This window comes from Neobacillus sp. PS2-9 (genome assembly GCF_030915525.1).
In the GTDB taxonomy this organism is placed as follows: Bacteria; Bacillota; Bacilli; order Bacillales; family Cytobacillaceae; genus Neobacillus.
Window position 1 is genome coordinate 916,897 of sequence record NZ_CP133269.1, and the last position, 23,509, is coordinate 940,405.

A 23,509-nucleotide genomic window follows, 5' to 3' on the forward strand; every position below is an offset into this window, starting at 1 on the left:
GAAGTAAGGTATGTATCCATTCCAATCTGATTATTGTCTCATTTGTCATTCAGTAATTATGCCAATCTTAGGTTGGAGAGCTCTCTTCTCAATTGAAATAGAAAAGTACATTTGCTCCACATGTGAAAGAAAACTTGAAAAACTGGAAGGAGAAGCATGTCGTATCTGCGGCCGTCCCTTTCACCTGCTCGAAGAGAAATTTCACATTGGCGATCTGTGTTATGATTGCTTTCGCTGGGAGGAAGATTCGGAGTGGAAAAATCTACTCGAAAAAAATCACTCCCTTTTTCACTATAATGAGTTTTTAAAAGAAGTCATTGCCCAATTTAAATTTCGCGGAGATTATGTACTGGTGAAGATATTTGTTGAGTTTGTTCAAAAGGAACTATCGAAAATGGATATGGATGTTCTCGTCCCTATTCCATTAAGTGAAGAGCGGCTTTATGAACGTGGGTTTAACCAGGCAAAAGCTCTAATTGAAGAATCAGGCTTTGCACCACAGGAACTACTTACCAGAGTTCACTCTGAAAAACAATCGAAAAAATCAAGGTCTGAACGGATTCATGTCTCTCAAGTTTTTAGGATTGAACCAGAAATAGATATAACAGGAAAAAGAGTGGTTTTAATTGATGATATTTATACAACCGGATCTACCCTCCGACATGCAGCAAAGCTTCTAAAGAGTGCAGGGGCTGAAAGTATTCAATCATTGACTCTGGCAAGGTGACGTAAGTAGCATATTCAAACCCGTCGACTAAGCGTAATGGTAGCAAAATCTACTAGGAAGTAATATAATAAAAGTGAACAACCATTCATTTTAGAAAAAAATACCACTTAAGTCAAATGAGATTTTAACCATTGTCACTATTTGCTTGTTGTTTTTGTCAATAATTCGACAAAATTATTGTTCTGATTTAGCAGGATTATCATAGGGTAAAATAGAAATGTTAATACATAGCCTTAACTAAAGGAGGAGTCCACATGAACTATAACGTGCGTGGCGAAAACATTGAGGTAACTCCAGCAATTAGAGAGTATGTAGAAAAGAAAATTGCTAAATTGGAGCGTTATTTTACAGAGGCACCGGATGCAAAGGTAAACGTGAATCTAAGATTCAATCAAGATAAAACTTCTAAAGTAGAGGTAACCATTCCGCTACAACAATTAGTTTTACGTGCAGAAGAAACAAACGTTGACATGTATGCAGGTATTGACTTGATTACCGATAAGCTTGAGCGTCAAATTCGCAAACATAAAACAAAGGTCAATCGTAAATTCCGCGAAAAAGGGGACTTCCCAATTACTTTTGCAACTTCTGAAAACACAGAAGTAACTGATTTGGACGAAGATGATCTTGAATTAGTTCGTACAAAACGTTTTGATTTAAAACCAATGGATAGTGAAGAAGCAATACTGCAAATGAATTTGCTTGGTCATAGCTTCTATGTATTCACAAATTCAGATACTAACCGTACAAACGTTGTCTACAAGCGTAAAGACGGGCGTTATGGATTAATTGAAACACATTAATGATAAAGAGAACGCTGTCTCCACTTGTTGGAGGCAGCGTTTTTCATTTGAAAAAGTTTAAGAATTTTTGTGAAAAAACTTTTTAAATACACCATCATAAAAATGATAGTACTAGTCGAACCCTCTAGTATCAAATAAATAGGGGGCAATTTTCGACATGAAATCTAAAAAGGTTGCACATTTAGTAACTAGCGGTATGCTTGCTTCAACAATTATTTTCTCATTTGGTACAGGATCTGCATTTGCAAATGGTGATGGAACTGAAACAACAACTGAAACAGGTACTGTAACTGAACCTGTTGAAAATACAACAGTTGATACTGGAGCAACAACTGACGATAACGCAACTGAAGATACAACATCTGAGGCTGTTGAAACAGAAACAACTACAGAAAATTCAAGTGCAACTACTGAGGAAGAATCAACTGAACAATCAGATGAAGCTACAACAGAAGATACAGAAGTAGCAGATGAAGAAGAAGTCAAAGCTCCTTCATTAGTTCCCGGAGATTTCTTCTATTTTGTAAAATTAATGGCTGAAAAAGTTCGACTTGCATTCACTTTTGACGATTATAAAGAAGCACAGCTTCTAGCAGATTTTGCTGCTGAGCGTATTGCAGAAGCAAATGCTTTAATTGCAGAAGGAAAAACTGATGAGGCTACAGCTCTATTAAAAGAAGCGATTGCAACACAAGAACAAGCGAACGACAAAGTTTCTGAAGAAGCAAAAACTGGGGAAGATACTGTAAGTGATACTGAAGGTGAAGTTTCAGATCAAACAGAAGCTACTGATGAAACAGAAGCAGCAGATGATACTGAGGTCAAAGTAAAAAGTAAACTTGCTCATAACATTGATGCTTTATTAATGGCTCTTGAACATGTTGAAAACCCTAAAGCTCAACACTCACTAATGAAAAATATTCAAAAATCTTTTGCTAAGTTAGAGAAAAAGGCGGCTAAGCTTGAAATGAAAGATGCTAAGTTTGCTAAGAAGATGAAGAAGCTTGAAGATCAAGTGAACGGTGATGAATCTTCTGATGATGAAGTGGCAACTGATGAATCTACTACTGAAGAAACTTCAACCGAAGTGGAACAAGAAACAACTGAACAAGAGACTGATAAGCTTGCAGCAGCTAGCAAGGGTGTAGAAAAACAACAAGCAGCGGCTAAAAAAGCAGAAGAAAAACAAAGAGAAGAAGCTAAAAAAGCTCAAAAGAAACAAAGAGAAGAAGCTAAAAAAGCTCAAGAGAAACAAAGAGAAGAAGCTAAAAAAGCTCAAGAGAAACAAAGAGAAGAGGCTAAAAAAGCTCAAGAAAAGCAAAGAGAAGAAGCTAAAAAGTCTGAAGAAAAAAAGCATGAAAAAGATCACCATGAAAAAGGTGACGACAACGAACATCACGGCAAAGGAAACCATTAATATTACAAACAGGTGCAGCCTCTTTGGCGCACCTGTTTGATTTTTAACAGGTAAATTAACTTTTGTATAATTCCCTATCCTGCACAAGTTCCTTAAGAAAATGACTAAAGTTAGTTGAGTTTATCCAGTTCCTTCCCCAAACCTCCTCATTTTTCAACATGGTTCCTAGCAGCCAAATTCTTCGTACCGATATAAAATAAGGTAGACTCCTGATGTCTTCTTCGGGAATGTTCCGCTGACTTAAATACCCATTCAAAAATGAATCCCAACAAGCTTTCTCAACCGTACGGTAATTATTTTTTAAATTCCACCAAAAGACGGCTATATCATAGGAACGGTAGCCAAAACCACAGCAATCAAAATCAAATACCTCCAGCTGTTGGTTATTTAAGTGCATGTTAAAGTTGTGAAAATCCCCATGACAAAATCCGTATTCTAGCTTGCTTTCTCTTATCATTTTTTCTAGTTTTGCAGTAATCGTATTAAAAGTGTCGACTTCGTCGGGTTGTAAATGTCTATCCAATAAAGGTAAAAGGGTCGAAACAGGTTCTGCTAACAAATGATTAATGTCCAATTCAAAACTTCTTTCGTGAGAGGAAACTAATGAATTGCTCTTATGGTGAAGTTCGGCTATTGATCTTCCGAGGATGCTACAGTTTTCCTCGTTGATTTCTGGTCTGTCTCCAGGGGAGTAAGTAAATAAACCCCCGTATCTTATTCCTTCAGGTGCCTGTATATCAACGGTCCAATTTCCTTGCGTTGTTTTAACAGGAGCCGAAACGAGGAGTCCTTGTTCTTTTAGACAATTAAGAGCATCCATTTCAAACAGGATATCTGATTTGCTCCTCCAATTGTGCCTGTAGACCCTAAAGATATACTTTTCGTTTTGAGTGGTGATGACATATGAATCATTTAATCCTCTGGTAAGGAATTCACAGGATACAATCTCTGTTTCAAAATGATACCCATCTAAAAGTTCTCTTACTGATTGAGGCGAGAGAAGGGAGTGAGAGACTTTGATTATATTATTCATGTTTACCTCCGGACATTGAACCACATAGTTATATTAAAAAAGAACCGACGATCATTCGCCGGTCCCTACATCAAGATTACTTCGCTGCTCCACAGCAGTTTTTATATTTCTTACCGCTTCCGCAGATACATGGATCGTTGCGGCCGATATCCATTTGATTGACTTTAGGCTTTTTCTTAACGGGTTCGCCGTCTTCTTTCGGATTTACCGCTTGACCTTTTGCTACCTCTTGGCGCTCAAGGTTGTTGCGAATTTCAGCCTTCATGATATACATAGCTGCTTCATCTTCAATCGATTGAATCATTGCTTCAAACATCGCAAAGCCTTCATGCTGGTATTCACGAAGCGGGTCAATTTGACCGTATGCACGTAAGTGAATTCCTTGACGAAGCTGATCCATTGCATCAATGTGATCAATCCACTTGGAATCAACAGCTCTTAATGTAATAACTTTTTCAAATTCACGCATTTGCTCTGGAGAAAGGATTTGCTCTTTTTCATCGTAACGCTCCTTCACTTTAGCAAAAATTGCGTCGACTATTTCATCTGGGTCTTTACCTTTCAAATCATCAAGAGTAATGTCACCTTCATGAAGGAGGGTTGCATGTACATACTCAACAATGGCTTGAAGATCCCATTCTTCCTCGTCCTCATGACGGGAGGCGTGGACATCTACATTACGTTGAATAGAGTTTAGAATCATCTTCTGTACAATATCACGAAGGTCTTCAGATTCTAATACTTCATCGCGCTGACTGTAGATGATTTCGCGTTGCTGACGGAGAACATCGTCATATTGTAAAAGCTGTTTACGGGCGTCAAAGTTGTTGCCCTCGACACGTTTTTGAGCAGATTCAACTGCACGGGAAACCATTTTACTTTGGATAGGCTGGGTATCATCCATTCCGAGACGTTCCATCATGGCTTTCATATTATCAGAACCGAAGCGGCGCATCAGTTCGTCTTCCATTGATAAATAGAACTGGGTAACACCAGGATCTCCTTGACGTCCGGAACGTCCACGGAGCTGGTTATCAATGCGTCGGCTTTCATGACGCTCCGTACCGATTACGGCAAGACCGCCTAAGTCAATTACTCCTTCGCCAAGCTTAATGTCCGTACCACGTCCGGCCATGTTAGTCGCAATGGTAACAGAACCTTTATGGCCTGCTTCGGCGATAATTTCGGCTTCACGTTCATGGTTTTTCGCGTTCAAGACATTGTGGCGGATCCCTTTTTTCAATAAGTACTTGGAAATAAGCTCAGATGTTTCGATCGCTACGGTACCAACTAAGACTGGTTGTCCCTTTTGATGACGTTCAGCGATATCCTCAACGACGGCACGGAATTTACCATCCATCGATTTGTAAATCAAATCGGCGCGGTCGTCACGGGCAATTGGTCTGTTCGTTGGGATGACGATAACATTCATATTATAAATATTACGGAATTCTTCTTCTTCTGTTTTCGCTGTACCTGTCATACCGGCTAATTTTTCATACATACGGAAATAGTTCTGGAATGTAATTGTAGCCATGGTCATGCTTTCGTTTTGAACCTCGAGGCCTTCTTTTGCTTCAATTGCCTGATGCAAGCCTTCGCTGTAGCGGCGGCCCTTCATCAAACGGCCTGTGAACTGGTCAACGATGACAATTTCGCCTTCCTGCACCACATAATCGATATCAAGGTGCATGCTGACATTTGCTTTTAACGCTTGGTTAATATGATGGTTCAACGTAACTTGTGCCATATCAAAAAGGTTTTCAATTCCGAAGGCTTTTTCAGCCTTGCTGATTCCTTCTTCTGTCAGCATAACGCCTTTTGTCTTTTCATCGTACGTATAGTCAGTATCTTTTGTCAGCATACGGACAAAAGCATTGGCTTGAATATAAAGAACAGCTGACTTTTGAGCTGAGCCTGAAATAATCAATGGTGTACGGGCTTCATCAATTAAAATGGAGTCGACCTCGTCAATGACCGCATAAAAAAGCGGACGTTGTACCTTTTGCTCTTTATAAAGGACCATATTGTCACGTAAATAGTCAAATCCCAATTCATTGTTTGTACCATAGGTAATATCAGCGGCATAGGCTGCCTGTTTTTCTTCCTTATCCATGCTGTTTAAGTTCAAGCCAACGGTTAGGCCTAGGAATTCATATAGCTGACCCATCTCAGTCGCGTCACGGCTTGCTAGGTATTCGTTGACAGTTACTACGTGAACGCCTTTACCAGAAAGAGCATTCAAATAAACAGGCATGGTAGCCGTTAAGGTTTTACCTTCCCCTGTCTTCATCTCCGAAATGTTCCCTTCATGGAGAGAAATCCCCCCCATTAGCTGAACATGGTACGGATATAGCCCTAGAACACGACGAGCACCTTCGCGAACAATGGCAAATGCTTCTACTAATAAATCATCAAGCGTTTCGCCCTTTTGATAGCGTAATTTGAATTCTTCAGTTTTTTCACGAAGTTGATCGTCAGTCAGCTTTTCAGTTTCTGCAGCGAGTGCATCAATTTTCACGGCAAGTTTGTCTAACCGCTTCAACTCACGCTTGTTCAGATCAAACACTTTATTTAAAATCCCCATATCAGATGAACGCTCCTTTTTATCGAGACTAGTACGTATTTTTCAAAAATAATTCTGTCAAAAATATTCGATAATTTCCTTTTTCATCTTACCACTTCCACTATAGAGTGACAACATTGTTAGCGTGGAAGCAAATTTTGTCATTCTACTATTATATCTCTTTCACAGCAGAACTTCTATTTTGAAGGGTTCGGTTATTTGTCATATTTGACAATCTCATGGCAATAAAGCTTAAAGCTATTTCAATATGAAAAAGGAGCAAAATGTTTTTAATAAAATATGAATAAAAGTGTTTATTTTTGTATAATTATTTGATTTTATACAAGTTACTACTATTCGCATAGTGATAACTAAAGGCTTGATATAACAATGTTTACATGTTGTTTTTATGGTTAATAAATCTGTCACAGGTGTGTAGAAATATTCACAAATTGTACATTGGATTATACCCTTACAATGTTAGATACTACCTTTAGAGAGGTTAATCTGGAAAATAAATAGAGAATCAATCCAAGATGGGAAGGGTGAGTAAAGTGGCCATTTGGGGGAGAAAGAAAAATAAAGAAGCAGATCCCGAAACGAGAGAAGATAGAAAAAAAGGCCCAATGCGAAAACTTTGGCATAAGTTCCGAAGTATAGATTGGAAGAATCCAGTGAACAGGTGGAAACTTCTATTTGTTTCACTTGTAGGTTGCATCATTGTATTTGGTGGAGGATATGGAGTCCTTTCCTTCACAAACTCGCCATCCTTTTGTTCGAGCTGTCACGAAATGGCGCCGGAGTACTCAACATTTACAGCCAGTGCTCACAATCAAATTTCATGTGTACAGTGTCATATTAAGCCAGGAACGATCAACATGCTGACGCACAAAATGAAGTCGATGAAAGAAGTATACTATCACGTAACAGGCGTACCAAAGCAAATCGTTCAAACAGAAGAAGAAGCTGTCTCAAATGAAAACTGTTTACAATGTCACTCTAAAAATCGCCTAGTAACAGCATCAGGGGATTTGAAGGTGAACCACAAAGGACATATCGAAGAAGATATCCCTTGTATTACTTGTCACGCAGGAGTTGTGCACGCCAAAATGGCCACTCGCGGAATTAACACCGAAGAAGTTCGCGGTCATTGGACAAAAGAAAATGCTGAAAAATTTATGGAAAAGAAATACTTGAGACCTAACATGGGAACTTGTATTGATTGCCACGACAAAGTTAACAACGGTGAAAAGCCATGGAAGGAAGTGGCTTACAACGTTCCTCCAAATCCAGAAGAGATGGAGAAGAAACTAGAAGAGAAAGAAAAAGAACCAACTAAAGAAACATCTACAGAAGCAACAGCAGAAGACGAAAGTGCAGAAGCCATTGCAGCAGAGCATGACCAAAAAACACAGGATATTATTTTACAAGCCATTGGAAAGCAACAGAAAGACGTTAAGATCTCTATGGCATGTGAAACTTGTCACAAAAAGATTAAGGTTCCTAAGAGCCACAAGGTAGAAGGCTGGAACGGACAGCACGGTGGTACAGCAGTTAAAGAGTTAGATAAGTGCGTGAACTGTCACCAGGATTCTAAGTGGGTTAGAGAGATTCCAAAAGAAGACATTATGTCACTACTTAAGATGAAGGAGACAAAAACAAAGTACACACCAAATATTACCATCGTTAAAGAACAATCACGAATTAACAAATTCTGTAGTGCCTGTCACGCAAACCGTCCTCCTGGACACGTTGAAAGTAATCAGTGGTTAACGGCGCACGCAGCAAGAGCAAAGACTGATACTCAAAAAGCCGAATGCTTTGTCTGTCACGATCGTGAAAAACCAAAGCCAGGTTCAACTGATGTAAAAGCACCTACTGATGTATATTGTCAATACTGTCACAGAACTGGTTTTAAATCAGATGTGAAAAAATAATAAATTTTAAACAGGAGGGTCGCTTTTATGGAAGAGGAGCACAAAGAAGAGCTGACGGCCCCTCCCAAATTTCGCTATAAGCTAATCAAAATTGCGACATTAACAGTGTTGGTTTTAGCCCTTTTCATCATTGTCGGAGGGTTAGGGCTAAAAGCAACATCAAGCTCAGAGTTTTGCGCATCCTGTCATGAAATGAAGCCCCAGTACTATACATGGAAAGCTTCATCTCATAGTGAGGTAGAATGCGTTAACTGTCATATTGGGCCTGGGGCAGAGAATATCGTGAAAGCGAAAGGAAATGGCCTCGTAGAATTTTATAAAAAAGAAAAAGATACCTATATCGCACCCATTAAGATGCCGAATCTGATACCTGATGAGGCATGTGAGAGTTGTCACAATATGAAATATCGTGATGTTACTCCTTCAGGGGATATCATAATTCCACATACCAAACACAAGACAGAAGGCATTAAATGTGTTCAATGCCACAGTGGAACTGCTCACGGAAAAATATCTGATCGTAAAGTGACATATAAAAGTGATTATGGAAAATGGGATGAAAAACTAGGTTCATCACTTATGAATGATAAAAAGTTTACTAGTCCACAAATGGATACTTGTATGGAATGTCATGAAGCAAGAAAGGCTACTTTGGAGTGTAAGGCGTGTCACGAAACAACGATGGTACCTAAGAATCATAAAACAGAAGAGTTTAAGTCTGGCGGGCATGGTAAGATTCAACCCTCTAATTTGAAAAAATGTGAGCAATGCCATTCCTATATGTCGACTGAGAAGTATGATTTATTTAAAGAGGATCCAGTATATCAAAGGTTCTTAAATGGGGATACAAAAAACTCTACTAAAGTAACTGTAGCACAGTTTGCAAAGACAAATAGTTTCTGTAAAGAATGTCACGGGACTAAACCAAACAGTCATAAAATTTCTTCCTTTATGACCGAGCATGGACGTCTATCGAAGGATACTCAAAAATGCTTCACTTGTCATGATAATAGGAATGTTAGTGATTCACCAGTTACTACTGTTCAGTGTGCTTCGTGTCATCCTAGTTCACATAGGGACACATGGAGAGATAGACATCCATTCAAAGTACCAGAAAATCAAAAATATAATAAAACATGTCTAAAATGCCACGTGGAAAAAACTTGCAATAGGTGTCACAAAACTAATAGCAAGCAATAAAGAATCCGAGAGGGGATTTATTTATGGAAGCAGAAAAAGTACCTCAGGAATTAGAGGGAAGAGCAGCAGCTAAGAAGCCGGTCAAGACCTTTAAAAAGAAAACGGGTATCCTGCTATTATTACTTACATTAGTTATTTCAATCGGTACAGGATATGCTCTCGGTCACTTTTATTTTTGGAATGATATTGATATGAAACGGGTCAATGAACAGCTTGATTATTATAAAGAAGAAGTTAGAAAAGATCCTGCAAATTTACAAAATCGAATTGTACTTGGTTACACTTATTATCTTAAGGGTGATAATGAGGAAGCTATAAAACAGTTTGATAATGTATTGGAGCAAGATAAAAATTATTATGATGCTCGTTATAACCTGGGTTTAGTGTATATAAGTGAGGAACGTTTTAATGAGGCTTTGATTGAACTTGAGAAAGCAGTAAAAATAGCTCCTAAAGACTTTAAGGGTTATGTACAAATGGGTATTGCATATCGTGGATTGGGTGAATACGATAAGGCCACAAAAGCCTTAGAACAGGCTAATAAACTAGCCCCAACCAATGCTGACATTATTTATGAAATAGGCATGGTGGCAGAGGCACAAGGAAAATACGATGATGCGATAATGATTTACAAAGATGCACTTCAATATGATCCATTGTTTAAGGATGCAGTAGATGCATTAGATAGATTGAAAGATAAAGACACAAAGGCTAAAGGTGAATAACAATGAAAAGACGTAATGTGTATATCGGAATGGCGCTCATTGCTATAGCCACGGCAGCAGTATTTACCTTCCTTTTCTTTAATCAAACCAAAGCAGTTGATACGGGTTTACTAAAAGTTATTAACCCAAAAGGGGAACCGAACTACAGTAGTGCACTTACAGGAGACTTTAACAAACCAATGGCAAAGCCAATGGATGTTACTTCTAATAATTCATTTACTTATGTATCGGATACGAATAATAAACGCGTTCTGGCATTTGATGTCGGCGGTAACCTCCTGTTCTCGTTTGGCGAGGAAGGAACAGGCAAGGGACAATTCACATTCCCCTATGGGATTGCAACTGATGATAAAGGAAGAGTATTCGTAGCAGATTTATATAATGGAAATATCTCGATTTTCGATGAAAAAGGGAAATTTATCGACTACTTCGCCCAGAAAACCATGACAGAAAAGAAAATTTCATCACCAGCTGCATTAAGAATTATTGATAAAAAAGTTTACATTACCGATATAAAAACGAACAAAGCCTATGTATTCGATATGAATGGCAAACTGCTCCTTGACGTTGGTAAGCCTGGAAAAAATGATGGTGAGTTAAGCGCACCAAATGGGATCACCGCAGATGAGGACGGAAATATTTATGTGGTTGATACTGCTAACCAACGGGTGCAAATTTTTAATAAACAAGGTAAGTTTGTAAAAATTATTAATGGATCTAACAATGGTAAGGGTGAATCAATTTTTGTTAACCCGAGGGGAATTGGCATTGATAGCCGCGGAATAATGTATGTTGTCAGCAACCTTACACACCTTGTTTATGGATTTGATAAGGATGGTAAAAAGGTATTCGAATTTGGCGGAATGGGTGAAAACAACGGACAATTCTCCCTGCCAAATGGCTTATATATTGACAAAAACGACAATGTATATATTACGGATACACTAAACATTCGGGTTCAAGTCTTCAAATAACAGAATCAAGTTGGTTGTAACCTTTAAGAACTAGTTTGATAAACTTTTTCCTTCACATTTAAGGGGGTGGTATAGAAAAACGTATCGTCTAAAGGTTTTTTCAAAGTATATAAGATAAAGAGAGAGAAAAAAGAGAGATTTTTTGGGAGGTTTTAAGAATGAGAAAGTTTAGTTTAAGCTTCTTGTTCGCAATCATGCTTATGGGCATGTTTGCAGCAGCTGCGTTTGCAGCAGGAACAACAATGACTCCAGGAACAAAAGGAACAACAATTACAAACGCAAACCATACAGCTGAGGGTGTTGACACTAACGACGGTTCTACAGCTGGTACTGTTATCAAGGCTTTAACTGGCCAAAAAATGCACACTTCTTACCAAAATAACACAAACTCTTGTGCAAGTTGTCACCAAACACACACTGCAAAAGGCGACTCATTACTATTTGCGGATGATGTTTATAACACTTGTACTGCATGTCATGATGGTACTTTAGGATTTGCTAACGTATTTGCTAGCGGCGAAACTGCTAAAATGACTGGTGCTGGTACTTTCGGTGGTACTCACGGCGCATCTCAGCACCAAGCTAACGATGCAGTAAAAATCAGTGCTGCACCAGGTGGAAATCACACTGAAGGTTCTAAAACTAGTGGAACTGGTTGGGGCGAAAACTTCAACTGTGCTAGCTGTCACGCACCACACGGATCTTACTCTGACCGTTTGCTTTCTTACAATCCAAACGGGATTGCTTCAATGCCAGCTTCTCAAGGTGGTATGCAATTAGAGAACGTTCCTGTAGTAACTACATTACCAGCAGTTGATGCTGCTGCTCCTGCTGTAGTATTATATCGTACTACAGATGCTACTTCTGGTGTTGTAACTGTTGCACAATATAACAAAGGTACTTCTGCATATACAAAGTCTGAGGCTCCATGGTTATATGGATATGACAACCGTACTGATGGAAAAACTTACTGGTCACGTTTAATGAAAGATGCTACTACTGTTGCAGCTTACGGTTCAACAGCTGGAGTTTATTTCGATTACGAACATGCCCAAGCATATTCTACTACTGATGCAGGAAAAACAGCTCTAAATAATGCCACAACTGGTTTCCTTGCTCGTCCAGTAGTTGTTAAAATGGAAAAAGATGAAGCAACCCACACTGTTAATCAAGCTGCTTACTTTGGCGGATCTACTGTAGCTAAAATGGGCGTTTCAGAGCAAAAACTAAAGGATCTTGGCTACACCGTAAAAGCTGATGGCACTGTAACAGGAATCGGTGTTGCAATGTCCAAGTTCTGTGCGGCTTGTCACACAGATTACTTAACTGCTTCTGGAACTAAATCAACTCACTTTGAAGCTGAAAATGCAGCATACCGTCACAGCACTAACAGTGACTCTTACACTTGCGTACGTTGTCACTATGGTCACGGTACTGATGCTTACATCATGAAAGATTCTCTTGGAAATACAATAAAGAGCTTAGTAGATTCTGGTGCTAAAACTGAATCAGAAGCATTAAACTACATGCAAGACAACAACGCTTCTTCTGCTCTTAAGAAATTCACTAACATGTCAGTATGTTGGGCATGTCACAACAGCTCTCATGCTGAATCAATTAAGAACACTGAGCGTCGTGACGATCACCCAATCGGAATGCCAACTGGCTATTAATAAAATAAGCTAATAATTAGCTGCAACTAATTATTAGCTCAAAGGTAAATGTTTGGATAATAGGGTGCTATGCTTAGGCATAGCATCTTATTTATTGACAATATAGTAACATTTTTGTCATTGAATTGTCAAATTTAATACTTTACATATTATATATTAAAAAAAGAATTTTTAACCTTCAGAAACAAGTAATCCACTTTTTTATAATCTATATATGAATATTTATTGAATATTATCTTCTTCCTCTAGTGCCCTTCCACCAATAGGAATAAAATAAGTATAGAGGACATCATTTTGACACTGCATAAATAGTAGAGAAACGAGGGGTGCTACATGAAAAGAAGAGGACTCCTGCATAAAATGAAATTACGAGTATTAATTATACTTGTTTTATTTATTCAAATGTTAGGATCCCAGCAAACATTTTTTGTGCTACATGTCAACGGCGAAGAAGTAATTAGTACAGAACCTAAGATTATGATTACCTCACCGGAAACAGGTGCACTTGTAAGTGAAACAAACTTAACTATCTCCGGTGTCATTGAGAATATTTCCACAGTGGTATCTATCATTATATATGATGGAACAGAGCAACTAGGTACAACCAGCGAAGTGATAGAAAACAACTGGACCATTCCTCTCACCTTGTCTGAGGGCGTCCACACACTCACTGCCAAAACAGTCGTTGATGGAGTGGAAATTAGTTCAAACCTTATTAAGGTAACCATTGATTCTACCCTTCCTAATGTAAGTTTTATAAAACCACTCAATGGAGCTTATTTGAATTCAAAATCTTTAGAAGGCACCTCGGAACCTGGTGCTATCGTTGAGAGTTGTATGGATTGTTCAGAAGATAGTGATGGACAGATTATAGGAACGTGGATGACGACGTTGGCTGATAGTTTGGGGAAATGGGATTACCAAGACGCTCAATTAACTGAAGGCAGCCATACTGTCTATGCCAAAGCAACAGACCGAGCAGGTAACATTGGGAATGTTACTAAAATAACCTTTACATTAGATACACTTAGACCTATAGTCCTGCCGGAAATTTCCCCAAAGCAGGATATGACACAAGTTGCGCTGAATCCAACGATTAGAGTCAAGATTTTGGATGCAACTGCATTAGATGAGAGTGATGAAATAATTAATAAAAGTATCACCGTTAGTCAAAATGGCACTAAGGTGGACGGAACACATAGCTATAATAGTGTAACAAAGGAAATCACATTTACACCGTCCGCTCCATTAAGGCCGAATTCAAAGTACAATGTAGTTATAAATCCATTAGGGATCATTGATTTGGCAGGAAATAATGCCTTCCCAAGAGCGTGGTCGTTCACGACTATCGCTATTACTTCTGAAACACACCAAAACCCGCATGGTAGTTATGATAATAATGTCAACACATGTGGGAATTGTCATAATACACACCAAGCAAAGGATTCAAACTTACTTTCACCAAAATCCGCAGGTGATTCAGATCAGCAAGAGGGTCTCGCTGCGGATAACTATTGTATGGCATGCCATGACGGGACGGTGGCACCAATGCCTGAGAACCGGCTTAATGTCCATACCCATAATGCTGCTGTAAAAATTGATGGTAAACCAAGCGGAAGCTCCTGTGCTAGTTGTCATAATCCGCATTTAGATTGGTCAGAAAATAATCCTAACTTGGCACAAGACCATATTACCTATAAGCATTTACCGTCTAATCCTGTAGATCCTATTAAACCTACAGAGGAAATAAGCAGTAAAGAACAATTATGTGAATCCTGCCATGAAACGAATAGTGGTGAGAAAATAGCCGATCCTGCTGTGAATTATCGTGTGTTCCAGTACAATAAATCAAGTGAAGCAACGGGCATATATGAGGATTATGATCTCTGCCTTCGTTGTCATAATGCAGACTTTAAAAAGAAGTTTGACAAAACTACAGATATAGCAAGCTATTATGATAATTTGACAGAAGAAATAAAGAAACAATATGAAGAGGTCAATGGTCCATTATCTTTCTCTAAACGCGAGATCTCTACAGAAGAAAAAGATTTTTCAAGACATATTATTAAAGCCCAAGATGGAAGTCCTCTTGCAGGGCACATTCCTTGTGCAGAATGTCATGACACACATGGTTCGAATAATATTAAACTCCTTAAAAGTAAAATAGGTACTGAAAATCCAACATCTTTTGATATTCAAAGTGGTGAATGGGACGCAGATAAGGAAAGGGTATTCTGTTTAACTTGCCATAATGGTAAAACAGCGATTTTTGGTATAGTAGGTACACAAATCTTTGATGAAATAACAGGTAAATCAGTTAATCCGGGTATTCCTGAACATGATAGTACAAAACCATGTTCTGAATGTCATAGCGATAAAAATTCGTATATTGAGGCAGCACATGCTCCAAAAAAGGGAAAAAGAAACTAAAGAGTGATATCTTGTACTATAAAAAATTTAGTTATGATTATTCAGAAAAGACGTGTTAATGCAACACGTCTTTTTTTCATCGTTTAGCGTACAAGGTCAACTACTGATTACCAAAACAACCTTAAAAGCTAACAACTGAACGCTATTTTTGATGATTATCTTAATAATCATATACTGTAGAAATGTTTCACTTAATTAAAAGTGAAAATTAACTATTTTTTCAGGTTGTATTAGTTTCTATTTTAGTAGTATAATTTACCTATATAAATAATGGTATATTTTTACAATTATTAATATAAAAACAATAGCAATAGTAAAAAACGTAGATTATAAGTTAGGATTGGGCCTTTATTATAAGAAGCTCAATCCTTTTTAGAGTTGATTAAATTTGGAAATGTAACAGTATGTTTATTTATTCAAGAAAAAAGGGGATTTCCATGGTATTCTTTAAAGTGAATCAAGATATTGAGCTAGGACAGGAACCAAATTGGGAAGATTCTGAACCAACAGATAGAAAAGAAAGAAAAGTAAGAAATCCAGCCAACCGTTGGAAGCTGCTTGTAGCGGCTCTAACCACATTTTTTGCGATGCTGGGTTTGCTATATGGATCGATTAGCTATACCTCAACATCGTCCTTCTGTTCGACTTGTCATGAAATGGCACCAGAACATGTTACGTTTCAGGCAAGTGCCCACAATCAAATAAAATGTATACAATGTCATATTAAACCTGGCACAAAAAATTTAGTGATACATAAAATTGAATCTCTTAAAGAGGTTTACTCCCATATTGTTGGGCCTCCTGATAAGATAGTACACTCAGTTGCAGTATCAAACGGGAGCTGCGAACAGTGTCATTCGAGAAATCGCTTAGTTACTGCAACTGGTGATTTAATTGTCAATCATAAAGGACACGCTGAGGAAGGAATACCTTGTATCACCTGTCATAGTGGTGTGACCCACGCGAAGATTGTCGAGCGAGGAATCAATGATGCATCCACTTATATTTACTGGACGAAAGAAAATGCTAAAAAGCTAATGGGTGAAAAAAATATTAAACCAAACATGGGCACCTGTATTGACTGTCATGACCAAGTCAACCAAGGCAAAAAGCCGTGGAAGGAAATAGCCTATAGCCTGCCAGAAGTAAATAATAGGAACCAGGAAGAAAAAGTAGTTGGCGTGAACTACATTGAAACTCCAGAAATGAGGGCAGGCATTTGGGAAAGGGAACTACCCGAAATTAAGCAAAAGACGGTTCTTGAAGCCATGGGAAAACAGCAAACCGATGTAAAGATTTCAATGGAATGTTTTACATGCCATCAACAAATCAAAACACCTGAGAATCATGATATTCATAACTGGACACAACGCCATGGTGAATTTGCTGTAAAAGAATTAGATAAATGTCTCAATTGTCATCAGGACTCGTTATGGATAAAAGAGCTTGAAAAACAAGATATAAAATCATTATTAACGGATACCAAAAAGAAAATAACCTATAAACAAGACTTGGTCACAGTTGCTAAAGAATCGCGCAACAATTATTTCTGCAGTACATGTCATGCTTATAGCCCGGCAAACCATCAGGATCGCTACACATGGTTATATGATGCGCATCGAAAGAATTCCGGGACCCCGGAAGAAAGAAGAAGATGCTTTGTCTGCCATGATAATGAAAAGCCGGACGTGAAAGGGGGAACTGCTCCTTCAGATGTTTATTGTGATTTCTGCCATAAAGGTGAATTCATAGGTGAACCAAGTTAGTCCTTTTTCAAGGAGAGGAAGGAACATGACAAATATTAGGACACTTAGATAGCAAGTCTTTATGGAATTACGGCAATTCATTAAAAATAGGATGATAGAAAAGGATTTAATGTGAAAAGGAATTAATGATAGGCCAATGTCAAGGTATGGAGCTCTTGTCTCAGTATTTTTCCATTCAGGAAAGTGTTAGTTCCTCTCCAACACTTCCCTGAATTCCTCAATCAGCTTAAGCTTTTCATCCTCATTATCTAAAAGAACACTCCCGTACTTCGGCATCATTTCAAAATAGCCCTTTTTCGTGTTGGTAACAGCAAACAAATACATTTGCTTTTCCTTTAACATGGGGGACTTTTCGTAGGAAAAAAGATAATATTTTCCTTTTTCCTTATAATACCCACCTAGTTGATTGAGGGTAATGTCCCCGAGCAGGGCGCCTTTGATATTTTGGGTGATTCGTACTGAAAACTGAGTATTATGAGTTCCTGTATAAGGTTCATTCCCGACTTCCCTAACGACCTCACCAATAAAAATATTGTCTACAGTTTTAGCCAGTTTTTGCTTGTCTTCAAAATCGTCTTTAAAGGAATAGGATTTATTGATAATAATAGCTGAATCCTTTGAATCAAAAAGAGTAGTAAAATATTGAATGGAGTACATTCCTGTTCCAAATAGAATAAGTGCAATAACTAACAGAACTTTTTTCATGAGAACAATCCCTTCATAAAAATATCTGTCTCAATTATATCCCCTGGTTAAACAAGTTTTTTATTTATCATGTGAATATTTATGTAACTAAAAAAACCGTAAGCTCCTAATGAGCCTACGGGCATTACTTATTCTTCAACCATTCCGCCAACCCCTCAATCTTCTTCCACAAATGCAAATGCATATCAACATAGACAATCGCTTCGTTTTCATCACCAAAACCATAATAGTCAGGTGGATAGGCTGGAAGTCGTTTTTTACCGACTAAATATGGAATGACATATTTGTTTTCTTTTTTTGCTGCCTTTACCAGTAATTGAGCCTTCTTTGTAAAACCTTTTTCACTCAGCTCAAGTAAGAGCTTATTGTATGCACCATGTGCTGTTGCCTCATCGTATTGCTGCAACAGGTTACTAGCTTTTTTATATTCACCTTCATCTATATAAGCTACAAACAAGGAGTAGCGCACCCCTTGGTTATCCATAGGGTTTAATTCGAGGAGCTCCTCATACTGACCGATTGCCTCATTTACTTTTCCTAACAGAGATAGTGCTTCGGCATAATGCTGCTTCGCCCGCATAAACGGTCTTGTTTCAGTTAATCCCCAAAAGAACCCCTTATTTTCCTTGAAAAACGCTTTACCTAGATCTCTCTCCCCAGCCTGGATTCCTTTTTCATACATAAGGATAGCATCTTCAAGACTCTTCGTTTTTTCCGCCAGAATCACATAGGCATCGACACAATTCGGATTTAAGGTCAATGCGTCTTCAGCCAGCTTATACCGATTTTTCCCCTCCGATTGGAGAGCATCGTAAATTAGGTTTCTAGCTCTTTCTTCGTCCCGTTTTGAAACCTCGCGAGTAGTCACTTTTGTTTTCTTGGTAGTTTTTTCACTTGGACCACTAGAACGAGAAGCTCCACTACCAATTGCTTCTGAGTTGCTATTTTTAGGGAATTCAATTACGGATGCCCCTTCTAGTCGCGGTATAAAGGGAGGAGAAGGATCGTTTTCTTCAGTCATAAGACCAAGTTCCATTAGTTGAGCGATATCCTCAGCTAACACCCCATCTAATTCAGAAACAATAGAAGAAATACTACGTGCATTCACTCCATATTGTTCCGCCAGCTCCTTTTGTGTGTACATCACGTTCATAGGGGCAATCGTGGTAAGTAAATAGTGCATGGCAGCAGCATAAAGATTTGGGTTCTGTATTCGTTTTTGCTTTCTCTGAACATAATTAATCCATAGAATGACCCCCAGGTCTATAATGGGTGGCGGGACAAGGGAAATCAGTTTTTCTCTCAGGATGTCCACCACTTCTTTATAAACGGGGGCAGGCCATTCGAGTTCATCTATTTCAAGTAATCCACCTATCATCGGCAGTTCACTCAATACTTCCAAAAAATTGTCTGTTAAATAGTCCTGTGGTGAGTCATATTCAGCATTCATGCTGCAATCCTCTATATAGGAGTAGGCATGTTCAGGCATGAGCTCTGGTAAATCAAATGCAGAAGGGAAGAAGACATAACTTTGATCGTATGGAACTAAGATTCCAATGATAAAAGAACCCTCTTTAACAGTTGGAGACAAACTTGTTACAATGGTATCGAGTTGTTCAGAACTAAGTCCGTCCTCCACCTTCAGCTTATTTTCATCAATACTGATTACCTTGCCAACGAACGTCCTAGCAAATGTCCAGGTTTGTAAAATTTGCTTAAGCTTAGGACGTTTTATTTTACTTATTTGGCCGTGGATAAATTTTTCAATAATTGTTTCACCGTCGTCAAGACCTTCAAAGAGAGAAAACCAAACGGTATGAATCAATTCGAAAAATTCAAGCTCCTGCTCATCATCCAATTCACTCAATTCTTCAAAACTTTCAAAATCATCTTGAAGAACGTGCCCAAAGTGGTGGTAAGCATATTGAAGGATTTGTTTTTGTAGTTCGTCAATTTCGCCTTCAATGATAGTAGTGATAGGAACAGCTTCACCTGCCCCGCAGCAACGTTTATACTTTTTCCCGCTTCCGCACGGACAAGGGTCATTTCTGTATATTTTCTCCATCTCACTCCACTCCTTCTATTTCTCTTTCTTATTTATGTATCGGTTTTTATCCGGTCTTTTCTTATTTATAGTACCATTTTTGACATGTTGGTATATAAAAATACTTTTTGAAAACCTCCCTTTTAAAGGATTTATTCTTATATTTTTGTCAATCTTTGAATTTTTTAGGGTTATCACGCTATAATGAATGAGAACTTACCAGCATAAAAAGAATAAACTTATGATGAGACGCAATTATTTACTATAGAGGTGACGAAAATGGAATTAGCAGAAATTCGGAATGAACTTGAGAAAACAGCTAAAAAATTAGCGGACTTTAGGGGGTCTCTTTGACCTAGAGAATAAGGAAGCGCGGATTGCAGAGTTAGATGATGAAATGCTTCAGCCTGATTTTTGGAATGATCAAGATAAGGCACAAACGGTCATTAGTGAAGCAAATGCATTGAAGGACCAAGTGAATGAGTTTAATGAGTTAAATGAGTCGTATGAAAACTTAGAATTAACCTATGAACTTGTGAAAGAAGAAAACGATGAAGAGCTGAGGAATGAGCTGGAAGAAGAGCTACAACAGTTAAGCGGGCGATTGAGTCAGTTTGAACTGCAGCTTCTCTTAAGTGAAGAGTATGATAAAAATAATGCTATTTTGGAGCTTCACCCTGGTGCGGGTGGAACGGAATCACAGGACTGGGGCTCTATGCTTCTTCGAATGTATACGCGCTGGGCAGAAAAGAAGGGCTTTAAAGTGGAGACGCTCGATTATCTCCCTGGGGATGAAGCAGGAATAAAAAGTGTGACACTGGCCATTAAAGGTCATAATGCCTACGGGTATTTAAAAGCAGAGAAGGGTGTTCATCGATTGGTAAGGATTTCACCGTTCGATGCTTCTGGCCGCAGACATACGTCGTTCGTTTCTTGTGAAGTGATGCCGGAATTCAATGAGGAAATACAAGTAGAAGTACGTACTGAAGATTTAAAGATTGATACGTACCGTGCAACAGGAGCGGGTGGTCAGCATATTAACACGACCGATTCGGCTGTTCGTATTACCCATATTCCTTCAGGGGTTGTTGTAACATGCCAATCCGAGCGTTCACAGATTAAAAACCGCGAAGCCGCAATGAAAATGTTAAAAGCGAAGTTATATCAACGGGAAATTGAACGTCAGGAACAAGAACTTTTGGAAATCCGAGGCGAACAAAAGGAGATTGGTTGGGGAAGCCAAATCCGTTCGTACGTTTTTCATCCCTATTCGATGGTAAAAGACCACAGAACGAGTACGGAAAGTGGTAATGTTCAAGCGGTCATGGACGGGGATTTAGATCAGTTTATTAATGCTTATTTGCGTTCAAGAATTTCATAAAGAAATAAAGCCTTTGTTGACTGGTCGACAAGGGCTTCTTTTTTGGATTTTTGCCGAACGTGATGATGGAAGAGGATCTGGGGGTTTTTTAGTGGCAAGTGGTTGTGGGGGCAATATTACATCCAGTTGCCGCGCCTCATTTCTTCAGACACAACTTCAAACATCCTGTCATGGTTCTCAAGTTTGTTTTCAATGTGTCTAAAGTGGCCTCTAAATTCAGACGCATTATTCTCGATGGTTTCCTTTAAGGTATGGATACTTTCCTCCACTCTGTCTAAACGTTGATTCACACCGACAAATTGTTGGTCCATCCCCTCTAAACGTTGGTCGATGGCATCGAATCGCTGGTCTATCTTCTCGAATCGTTGGTCAATTTTTTCAAATTGTTGATTCATTTGATCCATCATTTGCTTCAATATTTGTTCCATTCCTGTTCACCTCCTTAACAACCAATTATAACATATTTTAATAATTTCTTTACTTTTTCACAAAAGTAGAAGGCTATAATGAAATGCATCATACCTGCAAATGCTAATACTAGTTTTAACCCTTTACCACGTCAACTTACTGGCATTTACACCATAATTTACCCGTGCTATACTCACTTTCGGTTACATGAATGAACATGGTAGAAGGAAAGATAGAGGGGAAAGTTATTATGAATATTTTAAGCAATCTAACAAAATCCTATCCTAGAACACGTATAGCTGTAGATTATGTTTTAGTTTTAATTGGCTCAGCCATTATAGCATTTGCCTTTAATGTGTTTTTGCTCCCCAACCAAGTAGCTTCTGGAGGAGTAAGCGGGATAAGTACGATCCTGAAAACAGTGGTTGGCTGGGAACCGGCATATGTCCAGTGGGCCTTTAATATCCCATTATTTATTGCTGGCGTTATTCTTTTAGGAAAGCAATTTGGAATAAAAACATTGGTAGGCACCATTTTTTTACCCATGGTCGTTTTTCTCACAAACAATTTAGAGCCATGGACACATGATGCGCTTCTTGGTGCATTGTTTGGCGGAATAGGTGTTGGCCTGGGACTGGGCATTGTATTTAGGGGAAATGCATCCACTGGTGGTACGGATCTTGCTGCTCAAATTATTAATAAGTATACAGGCTTCACATTAGGTAGATGTGTAGTGATGATTGATGGATTAATTGTCCTTACAGCTGCCATTGTGTTTGATATTGAAAAGGGTTTATATGCATTGATTGCTCTTTATGTTACCAGCAAAACGATTGATTTAATTCAAGTTGGATTTGGTAGGTCAAAAATGGCAATGATCATTACTAATAAGCAGGAAGAAGTTCGTGAAGGAATCTTGAATAAAATTGACCGTGGAGTGACAAAACTATCAGCATATGGTGGTTTTACTGACCATGAGCGGCCTGTTCTTATGTGTGTTGTCGATCAAACTGAGTTCACAAAATTGAAACATTTGGTCAAAACCCTTGATCCATCTGCATTTGTCGTTGTTATGGACGCTGCGGAGGTACTTGGGGAGGGTTTCAAACACGAATAGTCATTGGTATAATAACACATTGATGGTATTAATTTCTTGAGGGGGTATTGTGATGAAGAAGAAGCTACTAACATTGCTGTTGGGAACATCCTTAGTAATGGGCCTTGCTGCTTGTGGGGGCGGCGATGACAAAACCAAAGACACAGGGAATGGCGGTACTGAAACTGCACAAGCAGGCGATGCACAAAAGATTTTTGACCAAAAATGCTCTAGTTGTCATGGTGGCGACATGAAGGGTGGAATGGGTCCAAACCTAACAAAGGTTGGATCAAAGTACTCTAAAGATGAAATTTTGGATATTCTCAAAAATGGTAAATCAGGCGGAATGCCAGCAGGTCTAGTTTCAGGTGATGAAGCAGATCAAGTGGCTGACTGGCTAGCAGCTAAAAAGTAAAGAATAAAAAACGTTCTGCTAACTTCTGCAGAACGTTTTTTTATTTTAGTGAAATTAGCTGATTTTGTCTGATTTTGTCAGGTTTTGTATCCTTTGAAAAGAAACTGTAATATTTTTACCGCTTTTTTTAGCGATTTATGATGTTATAATAAATCTATGCGAAATTATGCACATATTGTTGTGGATTTTGGTTTGTTTTGCAAATAAAT

18 protein-coding genes are annotated in these 23,509 nt (G+C 38.5%); 13 read left to right on the forward strand and 5 right to left on the reverse strand.

The genetic code is table 11. The features are described 5' to 3' along the window. The first annotated feature begins 10 nt into the window (after nucleotides 1-10). From RCG25_RS04435 to RCG25_RS04445, 3 genes are all read left to right on the forward strand, one after another. Complete coding sequence (locus tag RCG25_RS04435; protein ID WP_308082478.1) at nucleotides 11-727, forward strand: ComFC family protein; 717 nt, start codon at nucleotides 11-13, stop codon at nucleotides 725-727. A 254-nt stretch (nucleotides 728-981) separates the two neighbouring features. Beyond that, nucleotides 982-1,530, forward strand: a complete 549-nt coding sequence (gene hpf / locus RCG25_RS04440) for a ribosome hibernation-promoting factor, HPF/YfiA family (protein WP_308082479.1) — start codon at nucleotides 982-984, stop codon at nucleotides 1,528-1,530. Between the two features lie 157 nt (nucleotides 1,531-1,687). After that, nucleotides 1,688-2,947 (forward strand): DUF5667 domain-containing protein, encoded by a 1,260-nt coding sequence (locus RCG25_RS04445; RefSeq protein ID WP_308082480.1) that lies wholly within the window; start codon nucleotides 1,688-1,690, stop codon nucleotides 2,945-2,947. Nucleotides 2,948-3,002: 55 nt separating this feature from the next. On the opposite strand, the gene RCG25_RS04450 is transcribed toward RCG25_RS04445, so the two are convergent. Both RCG25_RS04450 and secA read right to left on the reverse strand, forming a co-directional pair. Beyond that, complete coding sequence (locus RCG25_RS04450; protein ID WP_308082481.1) at nucleotides 3,003-3,980, reverse strand: phosphotransferase; 978 nt, start codon at nucleotides 3,978-3,980, stop codon at nucleotides 3,003-3,005. A gap of 76 nt (nucleotides 3,981-4,056) precedes the next feature. Continuing rightward, complete coding sequence (secA, locus tag RCG25_RS04455) at nucleotides 4,057-6,567, reverse strand: preprotein translocase subunit SecA (protein WP_308082482.1); 2,511 nt, start codon at nucleotides 6,565-6,567, stop codon at nucleotides 4,057-4,059. 524 nt (nucleotides 6,568-7,091) lie between these two features. Between secA and RCG25_RS04460 the strand changes: the two genes are divergently transcribed. The 7 genes from RCG25_RS04460 (at nucleotide 7,092) to RCG25_RS04490 (ending at nucleotide 17,251) form a co-directional block, all read left to right on the forward strand. Continuing rightward, nucleotides 7,092-8,483: a cytochrome c3 family protein gene (locus RCG25_RS04460; protein ID WP_308082483.1), complete on the forward strand. Its 1,392-nt coding sequence runs from the start codon at nucleotides 7,092-7,094 to the stop codon at nucleotides 8,481-8,483. 27 nt (nucleotides 8,484-8,510) lie between these two features. Next, nucleotides 8,511-9,683, forward strand: coding sequence for a cytochrome c3 family protein (locus RCG25_RS04465; RefSeq protein ID WP_308082484.1), 1,173 nt, complete (start codon nucleotides 8,511-8,513; stop codon nucleotides 9,681-9,683). Nucleotides 9,684-9,706: 23 nt separating this feature from the next. Continuing rightward, nucleotides 9,707-10,408: a tetratricopeptide repeat protein gene (locus tag RCG25_RS04470; RefSeq protein ID WP_308082485.1), complete on the forward strand. Its 702-nt coding sequence runs from the start codon at nucleotides 9,707-9,709 to the stop codon at nucleotides 10,406-10,408. 2 nt (nucleotides 10,409-10,410) lie between these two features. Next, nucleotides 10,411-11,382, forward strand: coding sequence for a 6-bladed beta-propeller (locus RCG25_RS04475; protein ID WP_308082486.1), 972 nt, complete (start codon nucleotides 10,411-10,413; stop codon nucleotides 11,380-11,382). Between the two features lie 158 nt (nucleotides 11,383-11,540). Beyond that, on the forward strand, nucleotides 11,541-13,055 hold the full coding sequence (locus RCG25_RS04480) for a cytochrome c3 family protein (protein WP_308082487.1): 1,515 nt from the start codon (nucleotides 11,541-11,543) through the stop codon (nucleotides 13,053-13,055). A 333-nt stretch (nucleotides 13,056-13,388) separates the two neighbouring features. Further along, nucleotides 13,389-15,485, forward strand: coding sequence for an Ig-like domain-containing protein (locus RCG25_RS04485; protein WP_308082488.1), 2,097 nt, complete (start codon nucleotides 13,389-13,391; stop codon nucleotides 15,483-15,485). Between the two features lie 437 nt (nucleotides 15,486-15,922). Further along, on the forward strand, nucleotides 15,923-17,251 hold the full coding sequence (locus RCG25_RS04490; RefSeq protein WP_308082489.1) for a cytochrome c3 family protein: 1,329 nt from the start codon (nucleotides 15,923-15,925) through the stop codon (nucleotides 17,249-17,251). Between the two features lie 186 nt (nucleotides 17,252-17,437). On the opposite strand, the gene RCG25_RS04495 is transcribed toward RCG25_RS04490, so the two are convergent. Together RCG25_RS04495 and RCG25_RS04500 are read right to left on the reverse strand one after the other, a co-directional pair. Further along, nucleotides 17,438-17,956 (reverse strand): hypothetical protein, encoded by a 519-nt coding sequence (locus RCG25_RS04495; RefSeq protein ID WP_308082490.1) that lies wholly within the window; start codon nucleotides 17,954-17,956, stop codon nucleotides 17,438-17,440. A 124-nt stretch (nucleotides 17,957-18,080) separates the two neighbouring features. Continuing rightward, nucleotides 18,081-20,021: an SEC-C metal-binding domain-containing protein gene (locus RCG25_RS04500; protein WP_308082491.1), complete on the reverse strand. Its 1,941-nt coding sequence runs from the start codon at nucleotides 20,019-20,021 to the stop codon at nucleotides 18,081-18,083. Between the two features lie 258 nt (nucleotides 20,022-20,279). Here RCG25_RS04500 and prfB point away from each other — a divergent pair. Continuing rightward, a protein-coding gene (gene prfB / locus RCG25_RS04505) for a peptide chain release factor 2 (protein ID WP_308082492.1) occupies nucleotides 20,280-21,381 on the forward strand; the annotation gives its coding sequence in 2 pieces (ribosomal slippage) (nucleotides 20,280-20,351 and nucleotides 20,353-21,381; 1,101 coding nt in all). Between the two features lie 116 nt (nucleotides 21,382-21,497). Here the strand turns inward: prfB and RCG25_RS04510 are convergent. Then, nucleotides 21,498-21,809, reverse strand: coding sequence for a hypothetical protein (locus tag RCG25_RS04510; RefSeq protein ID WP_308082493.1), 312 nt, complete (start codon nucleotides 21,807-21,809; stop codon nucleotides 21,498-21,500). 230 nt (nucleotides 21,810-22,039) lie between these two features. On the opposite strand from RCG25_RS04510, the gene RCG25_RS04515 reads away from it, so the two are divergent. Further along, a complete protein-coding gene (locus RCG25_RS04515) occupies nucleotides 22,040-22,906 on the forward strand; it encodes a YitT family protein (protein WP_308082494.1) in 867 nt (288 codons plus the stop codon). 52 nt (nucleotides 22,907-22,958) lie between these two features. Continuing rightward, nucleotides 22,959-23,300, forward strand: a complete 342-nt coding sequence (gene cccB, locus RCG25_RS04520) for a cytochrome c551 (protein WP_308082495.1) — start codon at nucleotides 22,959-22,961, stop codon at nucleotides 23,298-23,300. The last annotated feature ends 209 nt before the right edge of the window (nucleotides 23,301-23,509 follow it).

What these genes read in the sequence shown, in the direction of transcription:
- RCG25_RS04515 (WP_308082494.1), top strand. Translation starts at nt 22,040, where the DNA reads ATGAATATTTTAAGCAATCTAACAAAATCCTATCCTAGAACACGTATA.
- RCG25_RS04450 (WP_308082481.1), bottom strand. Translation starts at nt 3,980, where the DNA reads ATGAATAATATAATCAAAGTCTCTCACTCCCTTCTCTCGCCTCAATCA.
- RCG25_RS04495 (WP_308082490.1), bottom strand. Translation starts at nt 17,956, where the DNA reads ATGAAAAAAGTTCTGTTAGTTATTGCACTTATTCTATTTGGAACAGGA.
- RCG25_RS04445 (WP_308082480.1), top strand. Translation starts at nt 1,688, where the DNA reads ATGAAATCTAAAAAGGTTGCACATTTAGTAACTAGCGGTATGCTTGCT.
- RCG25_RS04435 (WP_308082478.1), top strand. Translation starts at nt 11, where the DNA reads ATGTATCCATTCCAATCTGATTATTGTCTCATTTGTCATTCAGTAATT.
- RCG25_RS04510 (WP_308082493.1), bottom strand. Translation starts at nt 21,809, where the DNA reads ATGGAACAAATATTGAAGCAAATGATGGATCAAATGAATCAACAATTT.
- cccB (WP_308082495.1), top strand. Translation starts at nt 22,959, where the DNA reads ATGAAGAAGAAGCTACTAACATTGCTGTTGGGAACATCCTTAGTAATG.
- secA (WP_308082482.1), bottom strand. Translation starts at nt 6,567, where the DNA reads ATGGGGATTTTAAATAAAGTGTTTGATCTGAACAAGCGTGAGTTGAAG.
- RCG25_RS04490 (WP_308082489.1), top strand. Translation starts at nt 15,923, where the DNA reads ATGGTATTCTTTAAAGTGAATCAAGATATTGAGCTAGGACAGGAACCA.
- hpf (WP_308082479.1), top strand. Translation starts at nt 982, where the DNA reads ATGAACTATAACGTGCGTGGCGAAAACATTGAGGTAACTCCAGCAATT.
- RCG25_RS04480 (WP_308082487.1), top strand. Translation starts at nt 11,541, where the DNA reads ATGAGAAAGTTTAGTTTAAGCTTCTTGTTCGCAATCATGCTTATGGGC.
- RCG25_RS04470 (WP_308082485.1), top strand. Translation starts at nt 9,707, where the DNA reads ATGGAAGCAGAAAAAGTACCTCAGGAATTAGAGGGAAGAGCAGCAGCT.
- RCG25_RS04500 (WP_308082491.1), bottom strand. Translation starts at nt 20,021, where the DNA reads ATGGAGAAAATATACAGAAATGACCCTTGTCCGTGCGGAAGCGGGAAA.
- RCG25_RS04475 (WP_308082486.1), top strand. Translation starts at nt 10,411, where the DNA reads ATGAAAAGACGTAATGTGTATATCGGAATGGCGCTCATTGCTATAGCC.
- RCG25_RS04465 (WP_308082484.1), top strand. Translation starts at nt 8,511, where the DNA reads ATGGAAGAGGAGCACAAAGAAGAGCTGACGGCCCCTCCCAAATTTCGC.
- RCG25_RS04485 (WP_308082488.1), top strand. Translation starts at nt 13,389, where the DNA reads ATGAAAAGAAGAGGACTCCTGCATAAAATGAAATTACGAGTATTAATT.